This window comes from Erwinia sp. L03-1 (assembly GCF_058686115.1).
In genome coordinates this window covers 4592345-4615754 of record NZ_CM178762.1, presented here as the reverse complement: position 1 = coordinate 4615754, position 23410 = coordinate 4592345, and the positions used below count along the sequence as shown (strand labels likewise).

The window sequence follows — 23410 nt, the reverse complement described above, 5'->3', positions numbered from 1 at the left end:
GATTATCCCGATCGTTTACGGTTACTATTACGCGGCGCGCCGCTGCGACGGTTGTTATTGCCACCGCGACGAGGCCCATTACCCGAGCGGTGACGCGTCAGTCGCTTAGGTGGCGGAAGATCGGTCATTAGCGCGTCGCTGTTATAGCGGCTGACGGTAATGCTGTGGCCAATATACTCTTCAATCGCGGGCAGATTCAGCGCGTACTCTTCACAGGCCAGGCTGATGGAGTGCCCGTTGGCCCCTGCGCGACCGGTGCGTCCAATACGGTGCACGTAGTCTTCGCGATCGTCCGGCAGGTCATAGTTAAAGACGTGGGTAACGGCGGGAATATGCAGGCCACGCGCGGCAACGTCGGTGGCGACCAGAATATCCACATCACCTTTGGTAAAGTCATCCAGAATGCGCAGACGCTTTTTCTGAGCCACATCGCCGGTTAGCAGGCCAACGCGATGGCCATCGGCGGCCAGATGGCCCCAGATATCTTCACAGCGGTGCTTGGTATTGGCGAAAATAATCGCCCGATCGGGCCACTCTTCTTCCAGCAGCGTTTGCAGAAGACGCATTTTTTCTTCGTTAGACGGATAGAAAAGTTCTTCTTTGATACGGTGTCCGGTTTTCTGCTCCGGTTCAACTTCGACGTACTCGGCGTTGTTCATATTTTCGAACGCCAGCTCGCGGACGCGGAAGGAGAGGGTTGCGGAAAAGAGCATGTTCAGCCGCTGGTTAGCCGCAGGCATGCGGCGGAACAGCCAGCGAATATCTTTGATAAAGCCGAGGTCGAACATGCGATCGGCTTCGTCGAGCACAACAACCTGAATAGCACCTAAATTAACGTGATTCTGTTTGGCGTAATCAATCAGCCGACCGGTCGTGCCAATCAGGATATCAACGCCGCTTTCCAGCACCTTAAGCTGTTTGTCGTAGCCGTCGCCGCCGTAGGCCAGCCCCAGCTTCAGGCCGGTAGCCTGGGTCAGCGGTTCAGCATCTGCATGAATTTGCACGGCTAATTCGCGCGTTGGCGCCAGGATCAGCGCGCGTGGCTGATTAATCTGTCGACCAACCGGTGCAGGGTGAGAAAGAAGATGATGGAACGTTGACGTCAGAAACGCCATCGTTTTGCCGGTACCGGTTTGCGCCTGTCCCGCTACATCACGCCCCTGAAGGGTGAAAGGTAGTGCGAGCGCCTGTATAGGCGTGCAGTTATGAAAGCCTTTAGTTTCAAGGGCTTCAATGACCTGAGGGTGCAGGGCGAAGTCGGAAAACTTCTGTTCAGTTAAGTGTGTTTTGCTCATAGTGTGGTAGAATATCAGCTTACTATTGCTTTACGAAAGCGTATCCGGTGAAATAAAGTCAACCTAAGTTGGCAGATTTTACGCCAACCAGCCAGGCATAATCTTTTGGAGTAAGACATGAGCAGCGATAAAATTGTTCACCTGACCGATGACAGCTTCGAAACCGACGTATTAAAAGCAGAAGGTTTGACGCTGGTCGACTTCTGGGCAGAGTGGTGTGGCCCTTGCAAAATGATCGCCCCCATTCTCGATGAAGTCGCCGAAGAGTACGACGGCAAGCTGACAATCGCCAAACTGAATATCGACGATAATCCGGGCACGGCACCAAAGTATGGTATTCGCGGCATTCCTACTTTGCTGCTGTTTAAGGATGGTGAAGTGGCCGCGACCAAGGTTGGCGCACTGTCTAAAGGTCAGCTCAAAGAATTCCTGAACGCGAATCTGGGCTGACAACCTGGCTGCGTCCGGCAGAGAGCGAAATTTCAGCTCCGCGCTGGACGCAGGCCATTAAGCGTGCTAACTTACTTTTACTGCACTATGTACTTACCTGTACTAAGACTCTAAGTTTTACTCCTTGTTGAACACTGTTTTCATCTAAATCTTACAGATATTCAGCAATCTGACGGTTAGCATCATCAGCATTTCCGGCGTCTTGTCCTTACCGTCCCTCGTCTCAGATTTGCGTTATCCTGCACGTAATCATCGAGCGGACCCAGACAAGAGTGCCATTAACAGGCATGGATTTTTCGCCATTCCACTTACGACAAACATTTCGAGATTTACCCCGAGTTTAAGAACCCACCATTATGAATCTTACCGAACTAAAAAATACGCCGGTTTCTGACCTGATAATACTCGGCGAAAATATGGGGCTGGAAAACCTGGCGCGTCTGCGTAAGCAGGACATCATTTTTTCCATCCTTAAGCAACATGCAAAAAGCGGCGAAGATATCTTCGGCGATGGCGTACTGGAGATATTGCAGGATGGATTTGGTTTCCTCCGTTCTGGAGACAGCTCCTACCTTGCCGGCCCTGATGATATTTACGTTTCCCCCAGCCAGATCCGCCGCTTTAACCTCCGCACAGGTGACACCATTTCCGGCAAGATCCGTCCGCCGAAAGAAGGTGAGCGTTATTTTGCCCTGCTGAAAGTTAACGAAGTTAACTACGATAAGCCGGAAAATGCGCGTAACAAGATCCTGTTCGAAAACTTAACCCCACTGCATGCGAATTCACGTCTGCGCATGGAGCGCGGTAACGGTTCGACTGAAGATTTAACCGCTCGCGTACTGGATCTGGCGTCGCCAATCGGTCGCGGACAGCGCGGTCTGATCGTCGCACCGCCTAAAGCCGGTAAAACCATGCTGCTGCAAAATATCGCGCAGAGCATCGCCTATAATCACCCAGACTGCGTACTGATGGTGCTGCTGATTGACGAGCGTCCGGAAGAAGTGACCGAGATGCAGCGTCTGGTTAAGGGTGAAGTGATTGCTTCTACCTTTGACGAACCCGCATCCCGTCACGTTCAGGTTGCGGAGATGGTAATTGAGAAGGCCAAGCGCCTGGTTGAGCACAAAAAAGATGTGATCATCCTGCTAGACTCCATCACCCGTCTGGCCCGTGCCTACAACACCGTCGTACCGGCTTCCGGTAAAGTACTGACCGGTGGTGTGGACGCGAACGCCCTGCATCGTCCAAAACGCTTCTTCGGCGCGGCACGTAACGTTGAGGAGGGCGGAAGCCTGACCATCATCGCGACAGCGCTGGTTGATACCGGTTCAAAAATGGACGAAGTCATTTACGAAGAATTCAAGGGTACCGGTAATATGGAACTGCATCTGGCGCGTAAAATCGCCGAGAAGCGTGTGTTCCCAGCGATTGATTACAATCGTTCCGGTACGCGTAAAGAAGAGCTGCTGACCAGCTCGGAAGAACTGCAGAAAATGTGGATCCTGCGCAAAATCATTCACCCAATGGGTGAAATTGACGCCATGGAGTTCCTCATCAACAAACTGGCTATGACGAAAACTAACGATGAGTTCTTCGATATGATGAAACGCTCATAACGCGTTTCGCCTGTACGGCGGCCTCAGGCCGCTGACAGGTGCCATTATGACCGCTTTGAACTTTATGAGCGGTCAACGGGCAAAAAGAAAACTCGGGCAACGCCACGTTCAAACGTGGCGTTTTTCGTTTGTGGGCTATACGATATTCAGCTACCGGAGAATTAAATAAAGGTGCCTTTCAGGATAAAATTTCAGCGCATGACGGAGTTTTGAATGGAAGCACAATGGAAATCAGAAATCTGCGGATGTTTAATGGCACAATAGTTGCTTATAACACTGCGAGATTCTTTGCTGAGAGCTGTTTAATGTGAATTTACTCAATATGAGTACAGAGCTTGCCTTAATATTTTTGTTTTCACTGGTATTTCTCTTTTTTGCCCGTAAAGCAGCTAAAAAGGTGGGGCTGGTTGATAAGCCTAACTATCGCAAACGTCATCAGGGCGTCGTCCCCCTGGTTGGCGGCATCTCTGTTTTTGCAGGAATCTGTTTTAGCTACACCATCAGTAATTACTATCTCCCTCATTTTGTTCTTTATCTGGGCTGCGCGGGCATGCTGGTGCTGGTCGGTGCGCTTGACGATCGTTTTGATATCAGCGTGAAATTCCGTGCCATCGTCCAGGCGGCAATCGCCGTGATAATGATGACCTTTGGTAAGCTCTACCTGCTGAGCCTGGGGTATATCTTTGGCCCCTGGGAACTGATCGTCGGGCCGTTTGGCTATGTGCTGACGCTGTTTGCCGTCTGGGCCGCCATCAACGCCTTCAATATGGTCGATGGCATTGACGGGCTGCTGGGTGGTCTCTCCTGCGTCACCTTCCTGGCGATGGGCATTATTCTCCTGCTTGACGGACAGCAAAGCCTGGCGATGTGGTGCTTTGCGATGATCGCGGCCATCGTGCCCTATATTTTGCTGAATCTCGGCGTATTTGGTCGCCGGTATAAGGTGTTTATGGGCGATGCAGGCAGCACGCTAATCGGCTTTACCATTATCTGGATCCTGCTGGAAGCGACGCAGGGCCAGTCTCATCCGATTACGCCGGTCACGGCGCTGTGGCTGATTGCTATCCCGCTAATGGATATGGTGGCCATTATGTATCGCCGCCTGAGTAAGGGCATGAGTCCGTTCTCCGCTGACCGTCAGCATATTCATCATCTGATTATGCGGGCGGGTTTCTCCTCGCGGCAGGCCTGCCTGTTAATTACGCTTGCCGCCGCGCTGCTGGCCGGTGTCGGCGTGTTGGGCGAATCCCTCTCTTTTGTCCCGGACTGGGCCATGCTGCTGCTGTTTTTACTGGCGTTTATGCTTTACGGCTACTGCATCAAGCGGGCGTGGCGCGTGGCGCGGCTGATAAAAAGAGTAAAAAGACGCCTGCGCAGGGCGCAGTAATCACCCGCTGAGTCTCAATTGCACGATTCCGATACGCTGATTAAAAGGAAAATTATGTATGACGCATCCTGATGCTGCCGATAACGAACTGGATATTCGCGGCCTTTGCTGCGCCCTGTGGAGGGGGAAGCTGTGGATTATCGGCGGTGCGCTGGCGCTGGCGCTGCTGGCCTTTCTCGGCTCGCTGCTGATGACGCCACAGTGGAGCACGACTGCCATTACCGATCGCCCAACGGTTACTCTGCTGGGCGGCTACTACTCGCAGCAGCAGTTTTTGAATAATCTGGATACTCATGCCAGCAATGTCAGCGTCACGCCGCCGTCCGTGATGGATCAGGCCTATCAGGAATTCGTCAGGCAGCTTTCGGCCTGGGATACGCGGCGGGACTTCTGGCTGCAATCCCAGTATTACAAACAGCGGCAAACCGGAAACGCGCATGACGACGCGACGAAACTGGATGAGATGATAAACAATATACAGTTTCAGCCCGCGGATATGGCCAAAAATGTCAATGACACGGTCAGGCTGGTGGCAGAAACCTCTGCGGATGCCAATACGCTGCTGCGCCAGTACGTGGCCTTCGCCAATCAGCGGGCGGCTACGCATCTGAATGACGACGTCACCGGTGCCTGGGCAGCGCGCACTATTCAGCTGAAGGCACAGGTGAAGCGGCAGGAGGCGGTCGCCAACGCGATATACCAGCGTCAGGTGAACAGCGTAGAGCAGGCATTAAAAATTGCCCGCCAGCAGGGTTTTGAGCAGGCGAAGACCTCTACGCCGGTCGAGCAGCTGCCTGACTCTGAACTCTTCCTGCTGGGACGCCCTCTGCTACAGGGGCGGCTGGAGAATTTGCAGGCCACCGGCCCCGGCTACGAGCTGGACTACCTGCAAAACAGAGCGATGTTGTCCACCCTCAACGTGGGTCCCACCCTGGTGGAGTCTTTCCAGACTTATCGCTATCTGCGTACGCCAGAGGAGCCAGTGAAACGCGACAGCCCCCGTCGCCTGTTTTTAATGATTATGTGGGGTGCAGTAGGCGGTTTAGCCGGGGCAGGGACTGCTCTGGTACGCCGCCCTCGTGGTCGGGCGCGTAATGCGCATTCAGCGACCTAACAGACGAACGAAGAGAGTCACAGTGAAAGTACTAACTGTTTTTGGCACGCGCCCGGAAGCGATTAAAATGGCTCCGCTGGTTCATGCACTCGCACAGGATAGCGAGATAGAAGCGCGTCTGTGCGTCACTGCGCAGCATCGTGAGATGCTGGATCAGGTTCTGAAACTTTTTGCGATCGTGCCGGATTACGATCTCAATATTATGCGTCCCGGCCAGGCGCTAAGCGAAATTACCAGCCGTATTCTGGAGGGGCTGAAAGGCGTCTTTGACGAATTTACCCCTGATGTCGTATTGGTTCACGGCGATACCACCACCACCTTTGCCGCCAGCCTGGCGGCCTTCTATCACCGTATTCCCGTGGGTCACGTCGAGGCCGGGCTGCGGACGGGCGATCTCTATTCCCCCTGGCCGGAAGAAGCGAACCGCACGCTGACCGGCCATCTGGCTTCGTATCACTTCACGCCGACGGAAACCGCGCGTAACAACCTGCTGCGTGAGAATCTGCGCGGTGACCGCATGTTTGTTACCGGCAATACGGTTATTGATGCCCTTTTCTGGGTTCGCGATCGGGTGCTGAGCGATGAGACGCTCAGAAACAGTCTGACCGCGCGCTATCCCTTCCTGGAAGCCGGTAAGAAGATGATTCTGGTTACCGGCCACCGGCGGGAGAGCTTCGGCGGCGGATTCGAGCGAATTTGTAGCGCGCTGGCCGAGATCGCCCGGCTTCATCCCGACGTACTCATCGTCTATCCGGTGCACCTGAACCCCAACGTCAGCGAGCCGGTCAATCGCATTCTGCGCGGCATTGATAATATCGTGCTAATCGAGCCGCAGGAGTACCTGCCCTTTGTGTGGCTGATGGTTCATGCCTGGCTTATCCTCACGGACTCAGGCGGCATCCAGGAAGAAGCCCCCTCGCTGGGTAAACCGGTTCTGGTGATGCGCGACACCACCGAGCGTCCGGAAGCGGTAGAGGCGGGCACGGTCAGACTGGTGGGAACTGACGTGCAGAAGATTGTCAGTGAAGTATCGCGTTTACTCACGGATGAGCTGGCATACCATTCAATGAGTCGTGCCCACAACCCTTATGGGGACGGCCAGGCCTGCCAGCGTATTGTGCAGGCGCTAAAAAATAATCGGGTTTATTTATGACGTTCAATACCATCTCAATTATCGGGCTGGGCTACATTGGCCTGCCTACCGCTGCTGCCTTTGCTTCACGGGGCCACACCGTGGTTGGCATTGATATCAATGCTGATGCCGTAGAAACCATCAATCGTGGCGAAATCCATATAGTGGAACCCGAACTCGACCAGGTGGTGAAAACCGCCGTCGGGCAGGGCTACCTGCGTGCTGCCACCAAACCGGTAGCGGCTGATGCCTTTCTGATCGCCGTCCCAACGCCGTTTCAGGATGAACATCAGCCGGATATGTCATGGGTTAAGGCTGCGGCACTGTCGATTGCTCCGGTGCTGAAGCGCGGGGATTTAGTGATCCTCGAGTCCACTTCCCCGGTGGGTGCCACCGAGCAAATGGCCGAGTGGCTGGCCACGGAACGTCCCGATCTCCGCTTTCCACAGCAGGCCGGTGAGGCAGCCGATATTCAGATTGCCTACTGCCCCGAGCGCGTGCTGCCCGGGAAGATTATGCTTGAGCTGTTCAAGAACGATCGGGTTATCGGTGGCATGACGCCAGCCTGTTCCGAGCGGGCAAAAGCGCTTTATATGCTCTTCGTGGAAGGCGAATGCGTGATCACCAATTCACGTACGGCGGAGATGTGTAAGCTCACCGAGAACAGCTTTCGCGATGTGAATATCGCTTTCGCCAATGAGCTGTCGCTGATCTGCGCCGATCAGGGGATTAACGTCTGGGAACTGATCCGGCTGGCCAATCGACATCCCCGGGTCAACATCCTCCAGCCAGGCCCGGGCGTCGGCGGCCACTGCATCGCCGTCGATCCCTGGTTTATCGTGGCACAGAACCCGGTCCAGGCGCGTCTCATTCGTACTGCGCGTGAAGTCAACGACAGTAAGCCTCGCTGGGTACTGGAGCAGGTGAAAAAGGCGCTGGCAGAGTGTCTGACGGCCAGCGACAAACGCGCCAGCGAAGTGACTATCGCCTGCTTTGGACTGGCGTTTAAGCCGGACATTGACGATCTGCGCGAAAGCCCGGCCATGGAGGTGGCAGAGATGATCGCTAACTGGCATTTCGGCGCCACGCTGGTGGTCGAGCCGCATATTCGTCAGTTGCCTGCGCGGCTGGCCGGGAAAGCCGAACTGTCGCCGCTGGATGAGGCCCTTCGCCAGGCTGACGTGCTGGTGATGCTGGTTGACCATGCCGCTTTTAAAACGGCAGACGTTGCTCAGTCCGGACTGCACTGGATTGTCGATACCAAAGGCGTCTGGCAGTGAGTGCAACCGTGCTGGGCCGCATTGAGCCCCTGAGATGGGAAAATGACTTTTTTGCGGTAAACAGCGCCCTGTTGAGCCTGGACGCCCGGGGAACCGTGCTTGATAGTGACGGATTGCAGGGCTTTGATATTGTCCAGTGCCGGGTGCTTTCGCAGCAGGCCGCCGAGCTGGATGCACTGGGCGAGATGGGATTTCGCCTGGTTGAAGGTGAAGTGGACTGCGTGCTGGGCGTGTCCGCGACGTCGCGCCCGGACGGCATACGCATTGCCCGCGCTGAGCATATTCCCCTGCTGCGTGAGGCCGCCAGCGCTGCGTTTGCCTTCAGTCGCTTTCGCGCACCCTGGTATCAGCCCGCCGACAGCGGCCGGTTTTATGCACAGTGGATAGAAAACGCCGTACGCGGGACGTTTGACCACCAGTGCCTGCTTGCCGTCAATGAGCAGGGCGATATGCAGGGGTTTATTTCATTGCGTGAGCTGCCGGACGGCAGCGGCAGAGTCGGCCTGCTGGCCACGCTGCCGGAAGCGCAGGGGCTAGGCGTCGGCCAGCGAATGATTGCTGCCGCTACAGACTGGTGTCGGGTTCGCCGACTCTCGCGTTTACATATCGCCACCCAGCTGAGCAATCTTCCCGCTCTCCGGCTCTATCATCGTTGCGGTGGCGTGGTTGAACGCACCGCCTACTGGCTTTACAGGTAACAACCATGAATCCGTTTAACGCTTCACCTACTGGTATGACAGGTAACATGATGATCCCCTTCAATTCGCCACCGATTGTAGGTACTGAACTGGCGTATATGCAGTCGGCCATGGGGAGCGGAAAGCTCAGCGGCGACGGCGGCTTTACGCGGCGCTGTCAGCAGTGGATGGAGCATCGCTTTGGCTGTAAAAAGGTCCTGATGACCCCCTCCTGCACCGCCTCGCTGGAGATGGCGGCCCTGCTAATCAATATTCAGCCCGGCGATGAAGTCATTATGCCGAGCTATACCTTCGTCTCTACCGCCAATGCCTTTGTACTGCGCGGGGCGGTAATCGTGTTTGTGGATATCCGTCCCGACACGCTGAACATTGATGAAACCCTGATTGAAGCGGCGATCACGCCGAAAACCAAAGCCATTGTGCCCGTTCACTATGCCGGTGTAGCCTGCGAAATGGATGCCATCATGGACCTCGCCAGCCGTTACAAGCTGTTTGTGATTGAAGATGCCGCGCAGGGGATCATGTCCACCTACAAAGGCAGGCCGCTGGGCACCATTGGCGACATCGGCTGCTTCAGCTTTCATGAGACCAAAAATTACACCGCCGGAGGCGAGGGCGGCGCGACGCTGATCAACGACGCGGCTCTTATCGAACGTGCGGAGATCATCCGGGAGAAAGGTACTAACCGCAGCCAGTTTTTCCGTGGGCAGGTCGATAAATACACCTGGCGGGATATAGGTTCCAGCTACCTGATGTCGGATCTTCAGGCCGCCTGGCTCTGGGCGCAGCTTGAAGCGGCAGAACAGATTAATGCCCGTCGTCTTGCGCTCTGGCAGCGCTACTATGATGCGCTCGAGCCGATTGCACAGACGGGCCGCATTACGCTGCCCTCCATGCCGCCTGAGTGCCAGCATAACGCGCATATGTTTTATATTAAACTGCACAATAACGAGGATCGCAGTGCGCTGATTGACTGGCTGAATGAGGCCGAGATCCTGGCGGTGTTCCATTACATTCCGCTCCATTCCTCACCGGCCGGCCAGCGTTTTGGCCGCTTCCACGGGGATGACCATCATACGCAGTTTGAAAGCGAACGCCTGCTCCGCCTGCCGCTGTTTTATAACCTTTCTGATAATAATCAGAAAACGGTGATCAACTCGCTGCTCAGCTTCTTTTCCTGATATGTCACTGGCTAAAGCATCGATATGGACGGCGGCCTCTACGCTGGTCAAGATTACGGCGGGACTGCTGGTAGTGAAGATGCTGGCGGTGTCGTTCGGCCCGGCTGGCGTGGGGCAGGCGGGTAATTTCCGGCAGCTTATTACCGTGCTGGGCGTGCTGGCGGGCGCCGGGATTTTTAATGGCGTGACCAAATACGTTGCGGAACAGTCGCAGCCGACGCCGGCATTACGCGCCATTACCGGAACGGCTTCGGCAATGGTGCTGGGCTTCTCCACGCTGCTGGCGGTAGGCTTTTTACTCTTCGCCGCACCGATTAGCACCGCCCTGTTTGGGCACGACCATTATCAGAACGTGGTGCGGATCGTCGCCTTTTTGCAGGTGGGTATCGCCTGGGCCAACCTGACGCTGGCGGTGTTGAAAGGCTTCCGCGATGCGCGGGGGAACGCGCTGGCCCTTATCCTGGGCAGCCTGGTGGGCGTGGTAGCCTGGTTTATCTGCTACTGGCTGGGCGGCTACAGCGGTGCGCTGGCAGGGCTGGCGATGGTTCCCGCGCTGGTGGTCTTTCCTGCGGCGATAATACTGGCCCGTCGGGATCATCTGCCCCTGCGCTTTCTGCTCCCTTGTTGGGATCCGACGATAGCCGCGAACCTGAGCAAATTTACGCTTATGGCGCTGATCACCGCGGTTACGCTGCCGATCGCGTGGGTGATGATGCGTAATCTGCTGGCGGCGCACAGCGGCTGGGATCAGGTTGGGCTCTGGCAGGGCGTGACCAGTATTTCGGATGCCTATCTGCAATTTATTACCGCCTCTTTCAGCGTTTATCTGCTGCCCACGCTCTCCCGCCTCACCAGCCGGCAGGCGATCTCCCGCGAGATCGTTCGCTCGCTCAGCTTTGTGCTGCCGATGGTGGCTGCGGTTAGCCTGACCGTCTGGCTGCTGCGGGATGTGGCTATCTGGCTGCTGTTTTCCAGCCAGTTTCACGCCATGCGCGACCTGTTTATCTGGCAGCTGACGGGCGATATTTTTAAGGTTGGCTCCTATGTGTTTGGCTATCTGGTGATTGCTAAAGCGTCGCTACGATTTTACATTCTGACAGAGGTCAGCCAGTTTCTGTTGCTGACGTTGTTTGCTCGCTGGCTTATCCCTTTGCACGGTGCAACAGGTGCCGCCCAGGCCTATATGGCCAGCTACATCGTCTATTTTGCGCTCTGCACCAGCGCCTTTCTTCTCTATCGTAGAAAAGTATGACCACATTGATTTACGTTCTCGGCTCACCCATTCCCCATCATAATCAGACCGTGCTGCGTTTTTTTAACGACGTACTCTCCGTACGGATGCCCGGCGCGGCGCCGCGTCATTTCTGGGTAGTGGGTGATGCGCCCGTGCCGTCTGAGTTCAGCCAGCTGGACATTCGCTACTTCGCGGATAAACGCGCGATCGCCCAGGCGATTGTCGCCAGGGCCAGGGCGTCGCGGCAAACCCGCTTCTTCTTCCTCGGACAGTTCAATGCCGCGTTATGGCTGGCGCTGCTGGTGGGGAAAATCAAAGCCGCGCAGTTTTACTGGCATATCTGGGGGGCCGATCTCTACGAACAGGGACAAGGCTGGCGATTCCGACTGTTTTACCTGCTGCGTCGTCTGGCGCAGAAGCGTGTGGGACGGGTGTTCGCAACGCGTGGCGACATCACCTGGTTTCAGCAGCGCTGTCCGCGGGTGCCCGCCTCGCTGCTCTATTTCCCTACCCGGATGGCACAGACGATCCTGCCCGCCGGAGAGAAAAAAGCGGATGAGCTGACGATTCTGGTGGGTAACTCCGGGGATAGCAGCAATCGTCACGTTCAGGCGCTACAGGAGATTGCTCAGCAGTTTGGCGACAGGGCCTCGGTCATCGTGCCGCTCGGGTATCCTGAGAATAACGACGCCTGGATCCAGCAGGTACGGGAGGCAGGCGAGCGGCTGTTTAGCGCGGATAAGCTCCATATCCTTACTGAAAAACTCGATTTTACCGCTTACCTTGAGCTGATTTCGCGCTGCGATTTAGGCTACTTTATTTTTGAGCGTCAGCAGGGGATTGGCACCCTGTGCCTGCTGATCCAGGCCAATATTCCCGTTGTGGTGAACCGTAAAAACCCGTTCTGGCAGGACCTGGTTGAGCAAAACATCCCGGTACTGTTCGCCGGTGATACGCTGGATGGGCCACGGGTTAAGGAAGCTCAGCGGCAAATGGCGCTGCTGGATAAGTCGGCCATCGCCTTTTTTGACCCGGCATATATCGAAGGCTGGTGTCATGCGCTTACGCTGGCGGAAGAGGAACAGGTATGACGCTGTCGCAGTTTGCTGGCCTGCTGGTGGTCTGGCTGTTATCGCTCGGCGTGGTGCTGACGCTGACGTGGCGTGAGTTTCGCCGGGTACGTTTTAATTTTAACGTCCTCTTCTCACTGCTGTTCCTGCTGACCTTCTATTTCGGCTTCCCGCTGACCTGCCTGCTGGTATTCAGATTCAACGTGCAGGTGGTGCCGCCTGAAAATCTGCTTGAGGCGCTGCTCTCGGCGACGTGCTTTTACGCAATTTACTACGTGAGCTATAAAACGCGCCTGAGGGCGGCATCAGCGCGGCCCTCCAGGCCTGTTTTTACCATGAATCGCGTTGAGACGCATTTGACCTGGGGGATTCTGGCCTTGATTGCGCTGGGCACGGTGCTGGTGTTCTTCCTGCATAACGGCTTTCTGTTATTCAGACTGCACAGCTACAGCCAGATTTTCTCCAGCGACGTCTCTGGCGTGGCGCTTAAGCGCTTTTTCTACTTTTTTATCCCCGCCATGCTGGTGGTCTATTTTCTCGATCAGCGAATGCGAAACTGGCTGCTGTTTCTGGTGGCGACGGTGGGATTCGGCCTGTTGACCTACGTCATAGTGGGCGGTACGCGCGCTAACATCATCATCGCCTTTGCCCTGTTTCTGTTTATCGGCATTATTCGCGGCTGGATCACGCTGTGGATGCTGGCGATGGCGGGCGTGGCCGGGGTGGTGGCGATGTTCTGGCTGGCGCTGAAACGTTATAACCTTGACGTCAGCGGTGCGGAGGCTTTCTATACCTTCCTCTATCTGACGCGCGATACCTTCTCGCCCTGGGAGAACCTGGGGCTGCTGTTGCAGAACTACGATAAGATCGACTTTCAGGGGCTGGCACCGATGGTGCGGGATTTCTACGTATTTATCCCGAGCTGGCTGTGGCCGGACAGGCCGACAATGGTGCTGAACAGCGCTAACTACTTCACCTGGGAAGTGCTTAATAACCACTCAGGCCTGGCGATTTCACCCACGCTCATCGGCTCACTGGTGGTGATGGGGGGAGTAGGGTTTATTCTGCCCGGCGCCATCGCAGTCGGGATGGTTATAAAATGGTTTGACTGGCTGTATCAGAAAGGCCAGCAGGAGAGTAATCGCTATAAAGCTGCGATATTACAAAGCTTCTGCTTTGGTGCTGTTTTCAATATGATTGTGCTTGCCAGAGAGGGCCTGGATGCGTTTGCATCCCGGGTCGTCTTCTTTTGCCTGATTTTTGTCGCGGCGGTCGTGGTGGCAAAGCTGCTCTACTGGCTGCTGGATAGTGCAGGTGTGGTCCGGGCGAAAAAGGCCTCGGTTCAGCCCCAGTCGCATTAAGCCCAAGCGGACACGTCTGTCCGCCAGGCTATTTTTACCTTAAGGAAACGCTCATGGATGCCCCTTCTTCTGTACCGCACTACCAGATCCGCGGCTTTTCGCTGCTGGGTTTTCGCGATATGGCTGGCTTCCTTGACTACCTCTATCAGGGAAGCACCCTGAAGACCGGAACGCTGGTGGCGATAAATGCCGAAAAAGTCCTGACGGCAGAGAGTCAGCCGATGGTTCGCGAATTGATTGAGGCAGCGGAATACAAATATGCTGACGGCATCAGTATTGTCCGCTCGGTACGCAAAAAATATCCCGAGGCGCAGATTGCCCGCATCGCCGGTGCCGACCTGTGGGAAGCGTTGATGGAGCGTGCAGGCCGTGAAGGTACGCCCGTTTTCCTGATCGGCGGCAAGCCTGAAGTGCTTGAGCAGACGCAGGCTAAACTGCGACGCCAGTGGAATGTGAATATTGTGGGTGCGCAGGATGGCTATTTCGCGCCCGCGGATCGCGATGCGCTGTTTGCCCGCGTTGCCGCCAGCGGTGCCCGAATTGTGACGGTAGCCATGGGTTCTCCCCGGCAGGAAGTGCTGATGCGCGACTGTAAGATGATTAATCCTGATGCCCTGTATATGGGCGTAGGCGGTACCTATGACGTGTTCACCGGTCGGGTGAAGCGTGCGCCCCTGTTCTGGCAGAAGATGGGTCTGGAATGGCTGTACCGGCTTCTTATACAACCTTCCCGGCTGCGCAGGCAGTTAAAACTGCTTAAATACCTGAAGTATCATTTACGCGGCGATCTTTAAGATACTTTTTGTCTTGCGGTAATCGTTGGAATGCAAACATTTTTCGTCCGTTTTCTATACATTCCGTATGTGCTTTAGACAGAACGCACAAAGCGTAAGCAAACGCGATTTTTTATTAAAAAAGCACTGGACAGGATCGGCTCGAATCCGTAGTATGCCCATCCGCAACGGCGCTATGCGCCCGTAGCTCAGCTGGATAGAGCGCTGCCCTCCGGAGGCAGAGGTCTCAGGTTCGAATCCTGTCGGGCGCACCATTAAGTTGTGTGCAAGAGCTGCGGTGGTAATAACCGCGTTAGTAAAGCAGTAAGCAGTACAGAAGTAAGCAGTAGGGGTGGTGGCTATAGCTCAGTTGGTAGAGCCCTGGATTGTGATTCCAGTTGTCGTGGGTTCGAGTCCCATTAGCCACCCCAGATTTTGTTCGGTATGCGAAGGTGGCGGAATTGGTAGACGCGCTAGCTTCAGGTGTTAGTGTCTTAACGGACGTGAGGGTTCAAGTCCCTCTCTTCGCACCACAAAATCAGCAGCAGTAAAGAAGTCGCAGTATTTCGGCGAGTAGCGCAGCTTGGTAGCGCAACTGGTTTGGGACCAGTGGGTCGGAGGTTCGAATCCTCTCTCGCCGACCACTTTTCAAGACCTTGCTGTGGCGAGGTTTTTTGCTTAAGGTCTGAGGATCTGAGCAGGGCAGTACCGCAGTATTTCGGCGAGTAGCGCAGCTTGGTAGCGCAACTGGTTTGGGACCAGTGGGTCGGAGGTTCGAATCCTCTCTCGCCGACCATCTTCAGAAACCCCGCTTCGGCGGGTTTTTTTGTTTTGCATAGTAGCTCATACGGCTAACCCTTTCCGGCAAGGCATCGTTCTCTTGCCCCGGCAAAATATCCTCGCTTCAGCGACATATCTCTCCCTTGATCCCGTGACATGTCCCTCTGACCCCAGCGACAGATCTCCCTCTGATCCCTGTAACATATCCTCACCAGGCTTTACGCTTCGCTACCCGCTACCCGCTACCCGCTACCCGCCATCCGCTATTCGCTATTCGCCATCCGCTATCCGCTGCGCTTGTTCCCGACTGTGCGTTAATGCCCCCGGGCATCTGCAATGGCAACGCGCTCACCCACTGTCGCCCACATGAGACGTATAAGCCGATGTAATACCTGAAATTTAATTAATCATCGGATTGCTGTCGCCGAAAAGGGACAGAAAAGGAGAGGGGTGTCGCACTTTTACGACAATGCCAGGCGAGGAGACGGAAATCAAGGTAAGTAAACGCATAAAAAACAGACAAATAAATGAAAGTTTCCGGTTAATGAGCAGGATGGCATGATGTGTGCAATGTCGCAGGTGTAGATGCTCATTCCACTGCTTATGCTCGCTCAGGCTTCATAAGACCCGGAATGATGCAGAGCCCCTTATGGTACCTGTTGTCCACCTGCCCGTATCGTTGTTGACCTTACGGGAAGCCCGGACACGACGTTGAGTCAGGTATCCGCCAATTGTCTTACCGACCTGATTTCACACCTGCCTGACCGGCAGGTGTTTTTTTTGGCTGCCCGGCTTAACCACCGGGAGAAAGAGGATTACGGGTTATTCTTCAGCGTGAGCAGTAAACCGTCACGACGCATCTGGGCGGCTTCTTCCGGCTTATGCTGATGATCCAGCGTGTCAGCCAGCCAGGCGTAGTCGAAGGCGTCCGGGCGCTGCTTCAGGGCTTCCCTGAACGCCTCGCTGGCCTGCTCCCACTCACCGTGCTGCATCAATAGCTGTCCCAGCGTGCTGTGCAGCAGCGGGGTCGCGCCATGCTGCTTGATCTGGTGACGCAGCGCTTTCTCCAGCTGTTCCGGATTGCCGGTTTTCAGTCGGGGCATTAGCAGTATCAGGCGTTCGTCATAGGCCCGCTTCAACCCGTCCAGCACGATTTGCTGCGCCGTTTCATGATCGTTACAAACAATCAGATGGTCAGCCATCGCAACCTGGAGCGCCGTTTCATGACGCGTTTTACGACTCTGCGACTGCCACCAGCGCTTCAGGCCATCGCTGCCCTGATCCGCCATGGCCTGATTCATCAGTCCCAGCCAGGCCTCCTGTTTGAGCGCCTGACGGTGAACGTCGTCTGAAACCTGCGCTTTTTCCATTGAAGGCAGAATATCAAGCAGGGCGCTCCAGGCACCGGTGCGGACGTAAGCCTGTTCGGCAAGGCGCAGCACTTCCGGATGACGCGGGGCCACCTCGAGCAGGCGGTCTACCCCGTTACGGGCCGCGTGATCTTCATTTCTGGCCAGCTGGATGCGGACGCGGGTGATTTCCACCGGCAGCTGATCGCTTCCCGCCAGTTCAGCAGCACGTTCCAGATGCTGATTGGCGCGCGTATCGTCGTTCCGCTGCTGTGCCGCTTCCGCTGCCAGCAGGTAATTTACCACCGGCTGTTCGGCATGATCGGCATTGCGCGACAGCAGTTTTTCAACCTGGCGATAATCCCCTTCCGCCAGCTTCACCAGCGCGGCATTGGTCTGTTTACGTGCCCGCTTGCCTTTACGTCCAAGGAACCAGCCGCGTGTTCTGACGCCAGTGCGCAACACACGGCGCAGGATCCACTCAACAAACAGAATGATCACCAGCGAAAGCAGCAGAATGATAGCCAAACCGGTGACGCTGGTTTCGATATTCCAGTTATCGGTCTGAATGAGCACGTAACCCTGGTGACCCGCCAGCATCGGGCCAAGCACGACGCCTGCGATGAGTAAAAGGAATAGTATCAGTACCTTAAGCATGCTTATTCTCCCTGCTGCTGTTGCCCGGCACTGGGCTGTGCCAGCAGGTTGCGCACGCGCGTCTGCATCAGTTTATCCAGCATTGGCTGGCTCTGTAGCGACTCAGGAAGATCCATCGAAATGCTTTGCTGGCTAAGATCGTCAAGCTGGCTTAAGAAAGCTTTCGTGGCCGGGTCGCTGGTATCAAACCAGGCCCGCACCCAGGCCGATACGGTATCAATGGACTGCTTATAGATCTCATCCTGATGGCGGGGAACCGCCTGTGCCGCAATCAGCAGACGGGAACGGATGTTTTCGCGCAGATAGATGTCCTGATTCGGGGCCAGCAGAGGCTCTGCTGTAGTATCACGGCGACGCACGGTGATGAAATCATCCATGAAATTGTGCCAGCTTTTCACCAGGTTCTGGCGCCACTCCCGTAGAGAAGAGGTCAGCTCGCCGCTATCGGCATCCATCGGCGTATCGTCGTTATCGTTATCCGCCAGGCGCAGGTTATCCACACCGTTCGACAGCTGGTTAAGCTTGAGGATAATGCCATCGTAGTCCACCTGGCTGACTGACGAGAGGCTGCTGATATCCTGGGTCAGGGCGCGGCGCACCTCAATCAGGCTGGGATCGTTCATATCGGCCAGGCTGGCATCTGCGCTTTTGAGCAGCGCGGCGGCCGTGGTCACATCCCGATCGCTCCACAGTTTACGACCCGCCAGCTTCACCAGATAATCGGCCTGCGCCAGCAGCCAGGTATGGGCATCATTCCCGGAAATGGTCGCCACCTTCTGTTTTAACTCATCAAGCTGCTTGCTCATAACCGCCTGCTGCTGCCTGGCGGCATCCAGCGCAGCGGTTTGCGTTGTCAGCTGCTGTCCCAGCGTTTGTTTATCGCTAACGGCCTGCTGCTGAAGCTGAGAGAGCCGATCGGCCAGCGCTTTGCTTGCGGCCGCCTGCTGCTGCGCCTGATGCTTACCGTTAAAATAGAGGCCACCGCCAACGGCCAGTGCGATAGCAATTGCCACAACGGCCAGCGCCGTGCCGGTATTCTTCGACTTATGGGGCGTTTTACTCTCAGCCAGAGAGGGCTCGACCGCTGGCGTGGTCTCCTCAATGCTGGCCGAGGGATCTTTGTGTTCCGTCATTGTGGCTTTCCCGTTTAAAAGTTTATTGTAACGCGCGGAGCAATGCGTCGTTATCAGCACCATCCGCAACCCTGATCTCGCGCCAACCCAGTTCCCTGGCGCAGGTTGCCAGGCGTTCACTGACGACAATCAGCCGACAGTGGAGAAGCCACTCCTCGCGATCGATTGCGGGGAATAGCGAAAAAAGCTGTTGCAACATCTCGCCGCTGGTCACTACCAGCGTGGTAATCCCCCGGTCCCGCCAGCGTCGTCCCTCTACCGGGCCGTGGTAATATTTCGCACAGCGTTGATAGCACTCGATAAACTGTACATCAGCCCCGCGCTGTTGCAAGGTTTCAGCAAGTAATTCCCTGCCGCCATTGCCGCGCAAAATCAGCGCCCGCTTTCCAGCTACCTGCTGAAGTGCAGGTAATTGTATCAGCACCTCGCTGGTTTCGCGCTCGTGCGGCCAGACCACATTCAGCCCGCTGACGGCGTGCAGGGCCAGCGCGGTAGAGCGGCCTATCGCATAATAGTTGAGATTTGCGGGCCAGCTGCCTCCCGCCTTTACCAGCGCGGGCTGGGCGTAGTGAATTGCGTGCTGCGACAGGATAAACACCAGATCGCCGCCGCGCAGGCTGGCTATCTGTGTCGGGAGACTCTCCAGCTGCGTACCCGGGGTAAATTCAATCAGGGGCATAGCCCAGGCGACCTGACCGGCTTTACGCAAGCGGCTGACCAGCTCATCTGCCGCAGGTGCCGGACGGGTTACCAGGATGCTCATGCGGGTGGATTTCCCTGATAAACCTCAGCGAGGATTTCCCGGCCACCGTTATTTAACAGCTCTTCCGCCAGGGAAATGCCCATTTTCTCTGCATCCTCACGCGGACCGCGCCGCTCACCGCGTACCATGGTTTTACCGTCCGGCGCGCCGATCAGTCCGCGTAGCCAAATCTGGTCATCCACAAGCACGGCGTAGCTGCCAATCGGCACCTGACAGCCCCCTTCAAGGCGAGTATTCATCGCCCGCTCGGCCCGGACGCGTGTCGCGGTATCCTCATCATTGAGCGCCGTCAGCAGCGCGATGGTTTGCGCATCCTCAAGGCGACACTCAATGCCGACCGCGCCCTGGCCAACGGCGGGCAGCGACTCTTCGGCAGGCATGGCGTGACGAATACGCTCACCCAGCCCCAGGCGCTTAAGGCCCGCGACGGCAAGGATAATGGCGTCATAGTTGCCCGCATCCAGCTTCGCTAACCGCGTCCCGACGTTGCCGCGCAGCGAGCGAATAATCAGGTCCGGGCGACGGGCGCTCAGCTGACACTGGCGTCGCAGGCTGGAGGTGCCCACCACCGCGCCGTGCGGCAGATCGTCCACCGAGTCAAACTTATTAGAAACGAAGGCGTCGAGCGGATCTTCGCGCTCGCAGATCGTCACCAGTCCAAGGCCTTCCGGGAAGGCGACCGGCACGTCTTTCATCGAATGCACGGCGATATCCGCGCGATCGGCGAGTATGGCCTGTTCCAGTTCTTTGACGAACAGTCCCTTACCGCCGACCTTCGCCAGCGGCGTATCCAGGATGATGTCGCCCTTCGTCACCATAGGCACCAGTTCGACGTTAAGCCCCGGATGGCATGCCATCAGGCGCTGCTGCACATAATGTGCCTGCCACAGTGCAAGTGGGCTTTGTCTGGTAGCAATTCTTAAAATTTTGTCTAACATGCTTCTTACCGTTTTTATCGTTCAATGATTATCCTATCATTGAACCGTGAAGGCTGTCAGTTTCCGCGGCCTTAAACGGCTGGGAAGAAACGGATTCCGTACGCATGGGCAGGGGATATCGTAAATCGTGCTAAACTGTTGTGTAGCGCAACTTTCTTTACGGTCAAGCTACCAGGTGTTAGATTGATCACGTTTCCAGCAAAAATCCGTACGACTATTTTCAAAAAACACGCGGCGGATGGCGGAAACAGGCTTTTTTATATGCACTGGGACAATCGGGCGAGACGTCTTGTACCTCTATATAGAGACACTGAAACAGAGACTGGATGCCATTAACCAGCTGCGCGTTGATCGCGCGCTGGCTGCAATGGGGCCTGCCTTTCAACAGGTTTACAGTCTGCTGCCAACGTTATTACATTATCATCACCCACTGATGCCGGGTTACCTTGAGGGTAACGTTCCACATGGCATCGGTTTCTACGCGCCTGATGAAAGCCAACGTGCCTGGCTGGCTGACCTCGAGGGCGAGTCCGGTGCCAGTGCCGCGCTACCTCCCGAGGGTGAAATGCCCATTACCGGGGTTTACTCTATGGGCAGCACCTCTTCCGTCGGGCAGAACTTTACCTCGGATCTGGATATCTGGGTGTGCCACCAGTCATGGCTGGATAACGAAGAGCGCCTGTGCTTACAGAAAAAGTGCACCCTGCTGCAAACCTGGTGCGCGGCGATGGGCGTGGAAGTCAGCTTCTTCCTGATTGACGAAAACCGCTTCCGTCATAATGAAAGCGGCAGTCTGGGCGGCGAAGACTGCGGCTCGACGCAGCATATACTGCTGCTGGACGAATTTTATCGTACTGCCGTCCGCATGGCAGGCAAGCGTATTCTGTGGAATATGGTGCCGGGCGAAGAGGAAGAGCACTACGACGACTATGTCATGTCGCTTTATCAGAAAGGCGTACTGACGCCGAACGAGTGGCTGGATCTGGGTGGTCTGGGCACGCTGTCGGCGGAAGAGTATTTTGGTGCCAGCCTGTGGCAGCTCTATAAAAGCATTGATTCCCCGTATAAAGCCGTGCTGAAAACGCTGCTGCTGGAAGCCTACTCCTGGGAGTATCCGGCGACCCGGCTGCTGGCGATGGATATTAAGCAGCGTCTGCATGATGGCGAAATCGTCTCTTACGGGCTTGATCCCTACTGCATGATGCTGGAAAGGGTCACGCAATACCTCACCAAAATTGATGATACTGCCAGGCTGGACCTGGTGCGCCGCTGCTTTTACCTGAAGGTGTGCGAAAAGCTCTCCATTGAGGGAGAGCAGTCCGGCTGGCGGCGCGAGATCCTGAGCCAGCTGGTGAAGGAGTGGGGCTGGGACGATGCGCGTCTGGAAATCCTTGATAACCGCGCCAACTGGAAAATTGGCCGCGTGCGCGAGGCTCATAACGAACTGCTGGATGCGATGATGCAGAGCTATCGCAACCTGATTCGCTTTGCGCGGCGCAATAACCTGAGCGTTAGCGCCAGCCCGCAGGATATCGGCGTCCTGACGCGTAAGCTCTATGCGGCTTTTGAAGCGCTGCCCGGCAAGGTGACGCTGCTCAACCCGCAGATTTCGCCCGACCTTTCCGAAGCGCATTTGACCTTTATTCACGTGCCTAACGGGCGCGCCAATCGTGCTGGCTGGTATCTCTACAATCAGTCGCCGGATATGCAGTCTATTATCAGCCACCAGCCGCTGGAATATAACCGCTACCTCAACAAACTGGTGGCCTGGGCATGGTTTAACGGTCTGCTGACCCGCAATACGCGGCTGCACATTAAAGGCAATGCCGTATGCGATCTGGCGCGACTGCAGGAGCTGGTGGCGGATGTCTCCCATCACTTCCCGCTGCGCCTGCCGTCCCCTTCGGCGAAAGCGCTCTACAGTCCCTGCGAGATTCGCCATCTGGCGATTATCGTGAATCTGGAATATGACCCGACCGCCGCGTTCCGTAATCAGGTGGTGCATTTCGACTTCCGCAAGCTCGACGTGTTTAGCTTCGGCCAGCAGCAGCAGTGTTTAATTGGCAGTATCGATCTGCTCTATCGCAACTCGTGGAATGAGGTGCGTACGCTGCACTTTAACGGCGAGCAGGCGATGATTGAGGCGCTGAAAACCATTCTGGGCAAAATGCATCAGGATGCCGCCCCGCCGGATGCGGTGGAGGTCTTCTGCTACAGCCAGCACCTCAGGGGGCTGATCCGCACCCGCATTCAGCAGCTGGTATCGGAATGTATTGAGCTGCGTCTTTCCAGTACGCGTCAGGAACCGGGCCGCTTCAAGGCCGTCCGCGTGGCAGGCCAGACGTGGGGGCTGTTCTTCGAGCGCATGAGTGTCTCGGTGCAAAAGCTGGAAAATGCGGTGGAGTTCTATGGCGCCATCTCCAACAACAAGCTGCACGGCCTGTCTATTAAGGTGGAAACGGATCAGTCGCGCCTGCCCTCGGTGGTGAATGGCTATGCCAGCGAAGGCATCATTCAGTTCTTCTTTGAGGACACCAAAGACGACCATGGATTCAACATCTATATTCTGGATGAAACCAACCGGGTCGAGATTTACCACCACTGTGAAGGCAGCAAAGAGGAGCTGGTGCGCGATGTCAGTCGCTTCTACTCCTCTTCACACGATCGCTTCACCTACGGTTCCAGCTTTATCAATTTCAATCTGCCGCAGTTTTATCAGATTGTGCAGGTCGACGATCGTTTTCAGGTGATCCCCTTCCGCAGTCAGACCCTGGCGCAGCTCTGCGCCAACGTATCAGATAATGCCTCCGGCGGGGATTACGCCCAGCACATTCAGATGCACTAAGCCAAACCTGCTTCGCTTCGCCAATTGAGAAACAGGATCACCATTTCAGTTGCTTTTAGCACTTCACCTGCGATGATAGACATCCAACAGGCACTGATAACGAGCAGAATAAGCATGAACAAAGTGATTTGCCGGATGGCGCTGGTGCTGGCTGTGGCCAGCCTGACGGGATGTGGACTAAAAGGGCCACTCTACTTTCCTCCTCAGGAACAGCCAAAAAAGCAAACCAGCGCAAGCGACTATAAGCCAACCCGCGCCGATGCGCAGAAGCAGACAACCACCACCGACCCGACGCAGACCAGTACGTCGTCAGAGACCATTGAATCGGGCACGACGTCGGCTCAGTAAACTATG

The 23410-nt window shown here is 55.9% G+C and carries 19 protein-coding genes and 5 tRNA genes; 19 read left to right on the top strand and 5 right to left on the bottom strand.

Annotation, left to right across the window (positions count from 1 at the left end; all coding sequences use genetic code 11):
- Positions 1-2: 2 nt before the first annotated feature.
- Positions 3-1295 carry an ATP-dependent RNA helicase RhlB gene (rhlB, locus tag AC4PCC_RS21120; RefSeq protein ID WP_492125847.1) on the bottom strand — a complete coding sequence of 431 codons (1293 nt, stop codon included), beginning with the start codon at positions 1293-1295 and terminating at the stop codon, positions 3-5.
- A gap of 117 nt (positions 1296-1412) precedes the next feature.
- Between rhlB and trxA the strand changes: the two genes are divergently transcribed.
- From trxA to AC4PCC_RS21035, 17 genes are all read left to right on the top strand, one after another.
- Positions 1413-1745: a thioredoxin TrxA gene (trxA, locus tag AC4PCC_RS21115; RefSeq protein ID WP_067709696.1), complete on the top strand. Its 333-nt coding sequence runs from the start codon at positions 1413-1415 to the stop codon at positions 1743-1745.
- Between the two features lie 356 nt (positions 1746-2101).
- A complete protein-coding gene (rho, locus tag AC4PCC_RS21110; protein WP_067709698.1) occupies positions 2102-3361 on the top strand; it encodes a transcription termination factor Rho in 1260 nt (419 codons plus the stop codon).
- A gap of 307 nt (positions 3362-3668) precedes the next feature.
- Positions 3669-4748 carry a UDP-N-acetylglucosamine--undecaprenyl-phosphate N-acetylglucosaminephosphotransferase gene (wecA, locus tag AC4PCC_RS21105; RefSeq protein WP_492125846.1) on the top strand — a complete coding sequence of 360 codons (1080 nt, stop codon included), beginning with the start codon at positions 3669-3671 and terminating at the stop codon, positions 4746-4748.
- Between the two features lie 58 nt (positions 4749-4806).
- The gene (gene wzzE / locus AC4PCC_RS21100) at positions 4807-5862 is read left to right on the top strand and encodes an ECA polysaccharide chain length modulation protein (protein WP_492125845.1); all 1056 of its coding nucleotides are present in this window, start codon (positions 4807-4809) and stop codon (positions 5860-5862) included.
- A 22-nt stretch (positions 5863-5884) separates the two neighbouring features.
- Positions 5885-7015: a non-hydrolyzing UDP-N-acetylglucosamine 2-epimerase gene (gene wecB / locus AC4PCC_RS21095; RefSeq protein ID WP_156485040.1), complete on the top strand. Its 1131-nt coding sequence runs from the start codon at positions 5885-5887 to the stop codon at positions 7013-7015.
- A complete protein-coding gene (gene wecC / locus AC4PCC_RS21090) occupies positions 7012-8274 on the top strand; it encodes a UDP-N-acetyl-D-mannosamine dehydrogenase (RefSeq protein WP_492125844.1) in 1263 nt (420 codons plus the stop codon). Before wecB ends, wecC begins: the two co-directional genes overlap by 4 nt.
- Positions 8271-8972 carry a dTDP-4-amino-4,6-dideoxy-D-galactose acyltransferase gene (rffC, locus tag AC4PCC_RS21085; protein WP_492125843.1) on the top strand — a complete coding sequence of 234 codons (702 nt, stop codon included), beginning with the start codon at positions 8271-8273 and terminating at the stop codon, positions 8970-8972. The genes wecC and rffC overlap by 4 nt, the downstream gene beginning before the upstream one ends.
- Before the next feature lie 50 nt (positions 8973-9022).
- Positions 9023-10153: a dTDP-4-amino-4,6-dideoxygalactose transaminase gene (gene rffA / locus AC4PCC_RS21080; RefSeq protein WP_492127585.1), complete on the top strand. Its 1131-nt coding sequence runs from the start codon at positions 9023-9025 to the stop codon at positions 10151-10153.
- Position 10154: 1 nt separating this feature from the next.
- The gene (wzxE, locus tag AC4PCC_RS21075; RefSeq protein ID WP_492125842.1) at positions 10155-11405 is read left to right on the top strand and encodes a lipid III flippase WzxE; all 1251 of its coding nucleotides are present in this window, start codon (positions 10155-10157) and stop codon (positions 11403-11405) included.
- Entirely contained in the window at positions 11402-12478 is a 1077-nt protein-coding gene (locus AC4PCC_RS21070) for a TDP-N-acetylfucosamine:lipid II N-acetylfucosaminyltransferase (RefSeq protein ID WP_492125841.1), read from the top strand. Before wzxE ends, AC4PCC_RS21070 begins: the two co-directional genes overlap by 4 nt.
- Positions 12475-13818, top strand: coding sequence for an ECA oligosaccharide polymerase (gene wzyE / locus AC4PCC_RS21065; protein ID WP_492125840.1), 1344 nt, complete (start codon positions 12475-12477; stop codon positions 13816-13818). Before AC4PCC_RS21070 ends, wzyE begins: the two co-directional genes overlap by 4 nt.
- 53 nt (positions 13819-13871) lie before the next feature.
- Complete coding sequence (gene wecG, locus AC4PCC_RS21060; protein ID WP_492125839.1) at positions 13872-14612, top strand: lipopolysaccharide N-acetylmannosaminouronosyltransferase; 741 nt, start codon at positions 13872-13874, stop codon at positions 14610-14612.
- 177 nt (positions 14613-14789) lie between these two features.
- Positions 14790-14866: transfer RNA gene (locus tag AC4PCC_RS21055), tRNA-Arg, on the top strand.
- An 80-nt stretch (positions 14867-14946) separates the two neighbouring features.
- Positions 14947-15022: transfer RNA gene (locus tag AC4PCC_RS21050), tRNA-His, on the top strand.
- A 15-nt stretch (positions 15023-15037) separates the two neighbouring features.
- Positions 15038-15124, top strand: a tRNA-Leu gene (locus AC4PCC_RS21045).
- A gap of 34 nt (positions 15125-15158) precedes the next feature.
- Positions 15159-15235: transfer RNA gene (locus AC4PCC_RS21040), tRNA-Pro, on the top strand.
- 75 nt (positions 15236-15310) lie between these two features.
- Positions 15311-15387, top strand: a tRNA-Pro gene (locus tag AC4PCC_RS21035).
- Between the two features lie 799 nt (positions 15388-16186).
- On the opposite strand, the gene hemY is transcribed toward AC4PCC_RS21035, so the two are convergent.
- From hemY to hemC, 4 genes are read right to left on the bottom strand one after another with little or no spacing between them, the layout of a single operon-like run.
- The gene (gene hemY / locus AC4PCC_RS21030; RefSeq protein WP_492125838.1) at positions 16187-17377 is read right to left on the bottom strand and encodes a protoheme IX biogenesis protein HemY; all 1191 of its coding nucleotides are present in this window, start codon (positions 17375-17377) and stop codon (positions 16187-16189) included.
- A gap of 2 nt (positions 17378-17379) precedes the next feature.
- A complete protein-coding gene (hemX, locus tag AC4PCC_RS21025) occupies positions 17380-18510 on the bottom strand; it encodes a uroporphyrinogen-III C-methyltransferase (RefSeq protein ID WP_492125837.1) in 1131 nt (376 codons plus the stop codon).
- A gap of 22 nt (positions 18511-18532) precedes the next feature.
- Positions 18533-19273 carry a uroporphyrinogen-III synthase gene (hemD, locus tag AC4PCC_RS21020; RefSeq protein ID WP_492125836.1) on the bottom strand — a complete coding sequence of 247 codons (741 nt, stop codon included), beginning with the start codon at positions 19271-19273 and terminating at the stop codon, positions 18533-18535.
- Positions 19270-20211 carry a hydroxymethylbilane synthase gene (hemC, locus tag AC4PCC_RS21015; protein WP_492125835.1) on the bottom strand — a complete coding sequence of 314 codons (942 nt, stop codon included), beginning with the start codon at positions 20209-20211 and terminating at the stop codon, positions 19270-19272. Before hemC ends, hemD begins: the two co-directional genes overlap by 4 nt.
- Before the next feature lie 289 nt (positions 20212-20500).
- On the opposite strand from hemC, the gene AC4PCC_RS21010 reads away from it, so the two are divergent.
- On the top strand, positions 20501-23056 hold the full coding sequence (locus tag AC4PCC_RS21010; RefSeq protein WP_492125834.1) for a class I adenylate cyclase: 2556 nt from the start codon (positions 20501-20503) through the stop codon (positions 23054-23056).
- 114 nt (positions 23057-23170) lie between these two features.
- Positions 23171-23404 (top strand): LPS translocon maturation chaperone LptM, encoded by a 234-nt coding sequence (gene lptM / locus AC4PCC_RS21005; RefSeq protein ID WP_492125833.1) that lies wholly within the window; start codon positions 23171-23173, stop codon positions 23402-23404.
- Positions 23405-23410 lie beyond the last annotated feature (6 nt).

Excerpts from the sequence above, each read along its gene's own strand:
- rhlB (WP_492125847.1), bottom strand. The coding sequence starts at position 1,295 with ATGAGCAAAACACACTTAACTGAACAGAAGTTTTCCGACTTCGCCCTG.
- trxA (WP_067709696.1), top strand. The coding sequence starts at position 1,413 with ATGAGCAGCGATAAAATTGTTCACCTGACCGATGACAGCTTCGAAACC.
- rho (WP_067709698.1), top strand. The coding sequence starts at position 2,102 with ATGAATCTTACCGAACTAAAAAATACGCCGGTTTCTGACCTGATAATA.
- wzzE (WP_492125845.1), top strand. The coding sequence starts at position 4,807 with ATGACGCATCCTGATGCTGCCGATAACGAACTGGATATTCGCGGCCTT.
- wecC (WP_492125844.1), top strand. The coding sequence starts at position 7,012 with ATGACGTTCAATACCATCTCAATTATCGGGCTGGGCTACATTGGCCTG.
- rffA (WP_492127585.1), top strand. The coding sequence starts at position 9,023 with ATGATCCCCTTCAATTCGCCACCGATTGTAGGTACTGAACTGGCGTAT.
- wzxE (WP_492125842.1), top strand. The coding sequence starts at position 10,155 with ATGTCACTGGCTAAAGCATCGATATGGACGGCGGCCTCTACGCTGGTC.
- AC4PCC_RS21070 (WP_492125841.1), top strand. The coding sequence starts at position 11,402 with ATGACCACATTGATTTACGTTCTCGGCTCACCCATTCCCCATCATAAT.
- wzyE (WP_492125840.1), top strand. The coding sequence starts at position 12,475 with ATGACGCTGTCGCAGTTTGCTGGCCTGCTGGTGGTCTGGCTGTTATCG.
- wecG (WP_492125839.1), top strand. The coding sequence starts at position 13,872 with ATGGATGCCCCTTCTTCTGTACCGCACTACCAGATCCGCGGCTTTTCG.
- hemY (WP_492125838.1), bottom strand. The coding sequence starts at position 17,377 with ATGCTTAAGGTACTGATACTATTCCTTTTACTCATCGCAGGCGTCGTG.
- hemX (WP_492125837.1), bottom strand. The coding sequence starts at position 18,510 with ATGACGGAACACAAAGATCCCTCGGCCAGCATTGAGGAGACCACGCCA.
- hemD (WP_492125836.1), bottom strand. The coding sequence starts at position 19,273 with ATGAGCATCCTGGTAACCCGTCCGGCACCTGCGGCAGATGAGCTGGTC.
- hemC (WP_492125835.1), bottom strand. The coding sequence starts at position 20,211 with ATGTTAGACAAAATTTTAAGAATTGCTACCAGACAAAGCCCACTTGCA.
- lptM (WP_492125833.1), top strand. The coding sequence starts at position 23,171 with ATGAACAAAGTGATTTGCCGGATGGCGCTGGTGCTGGCTGTGGCCAGC.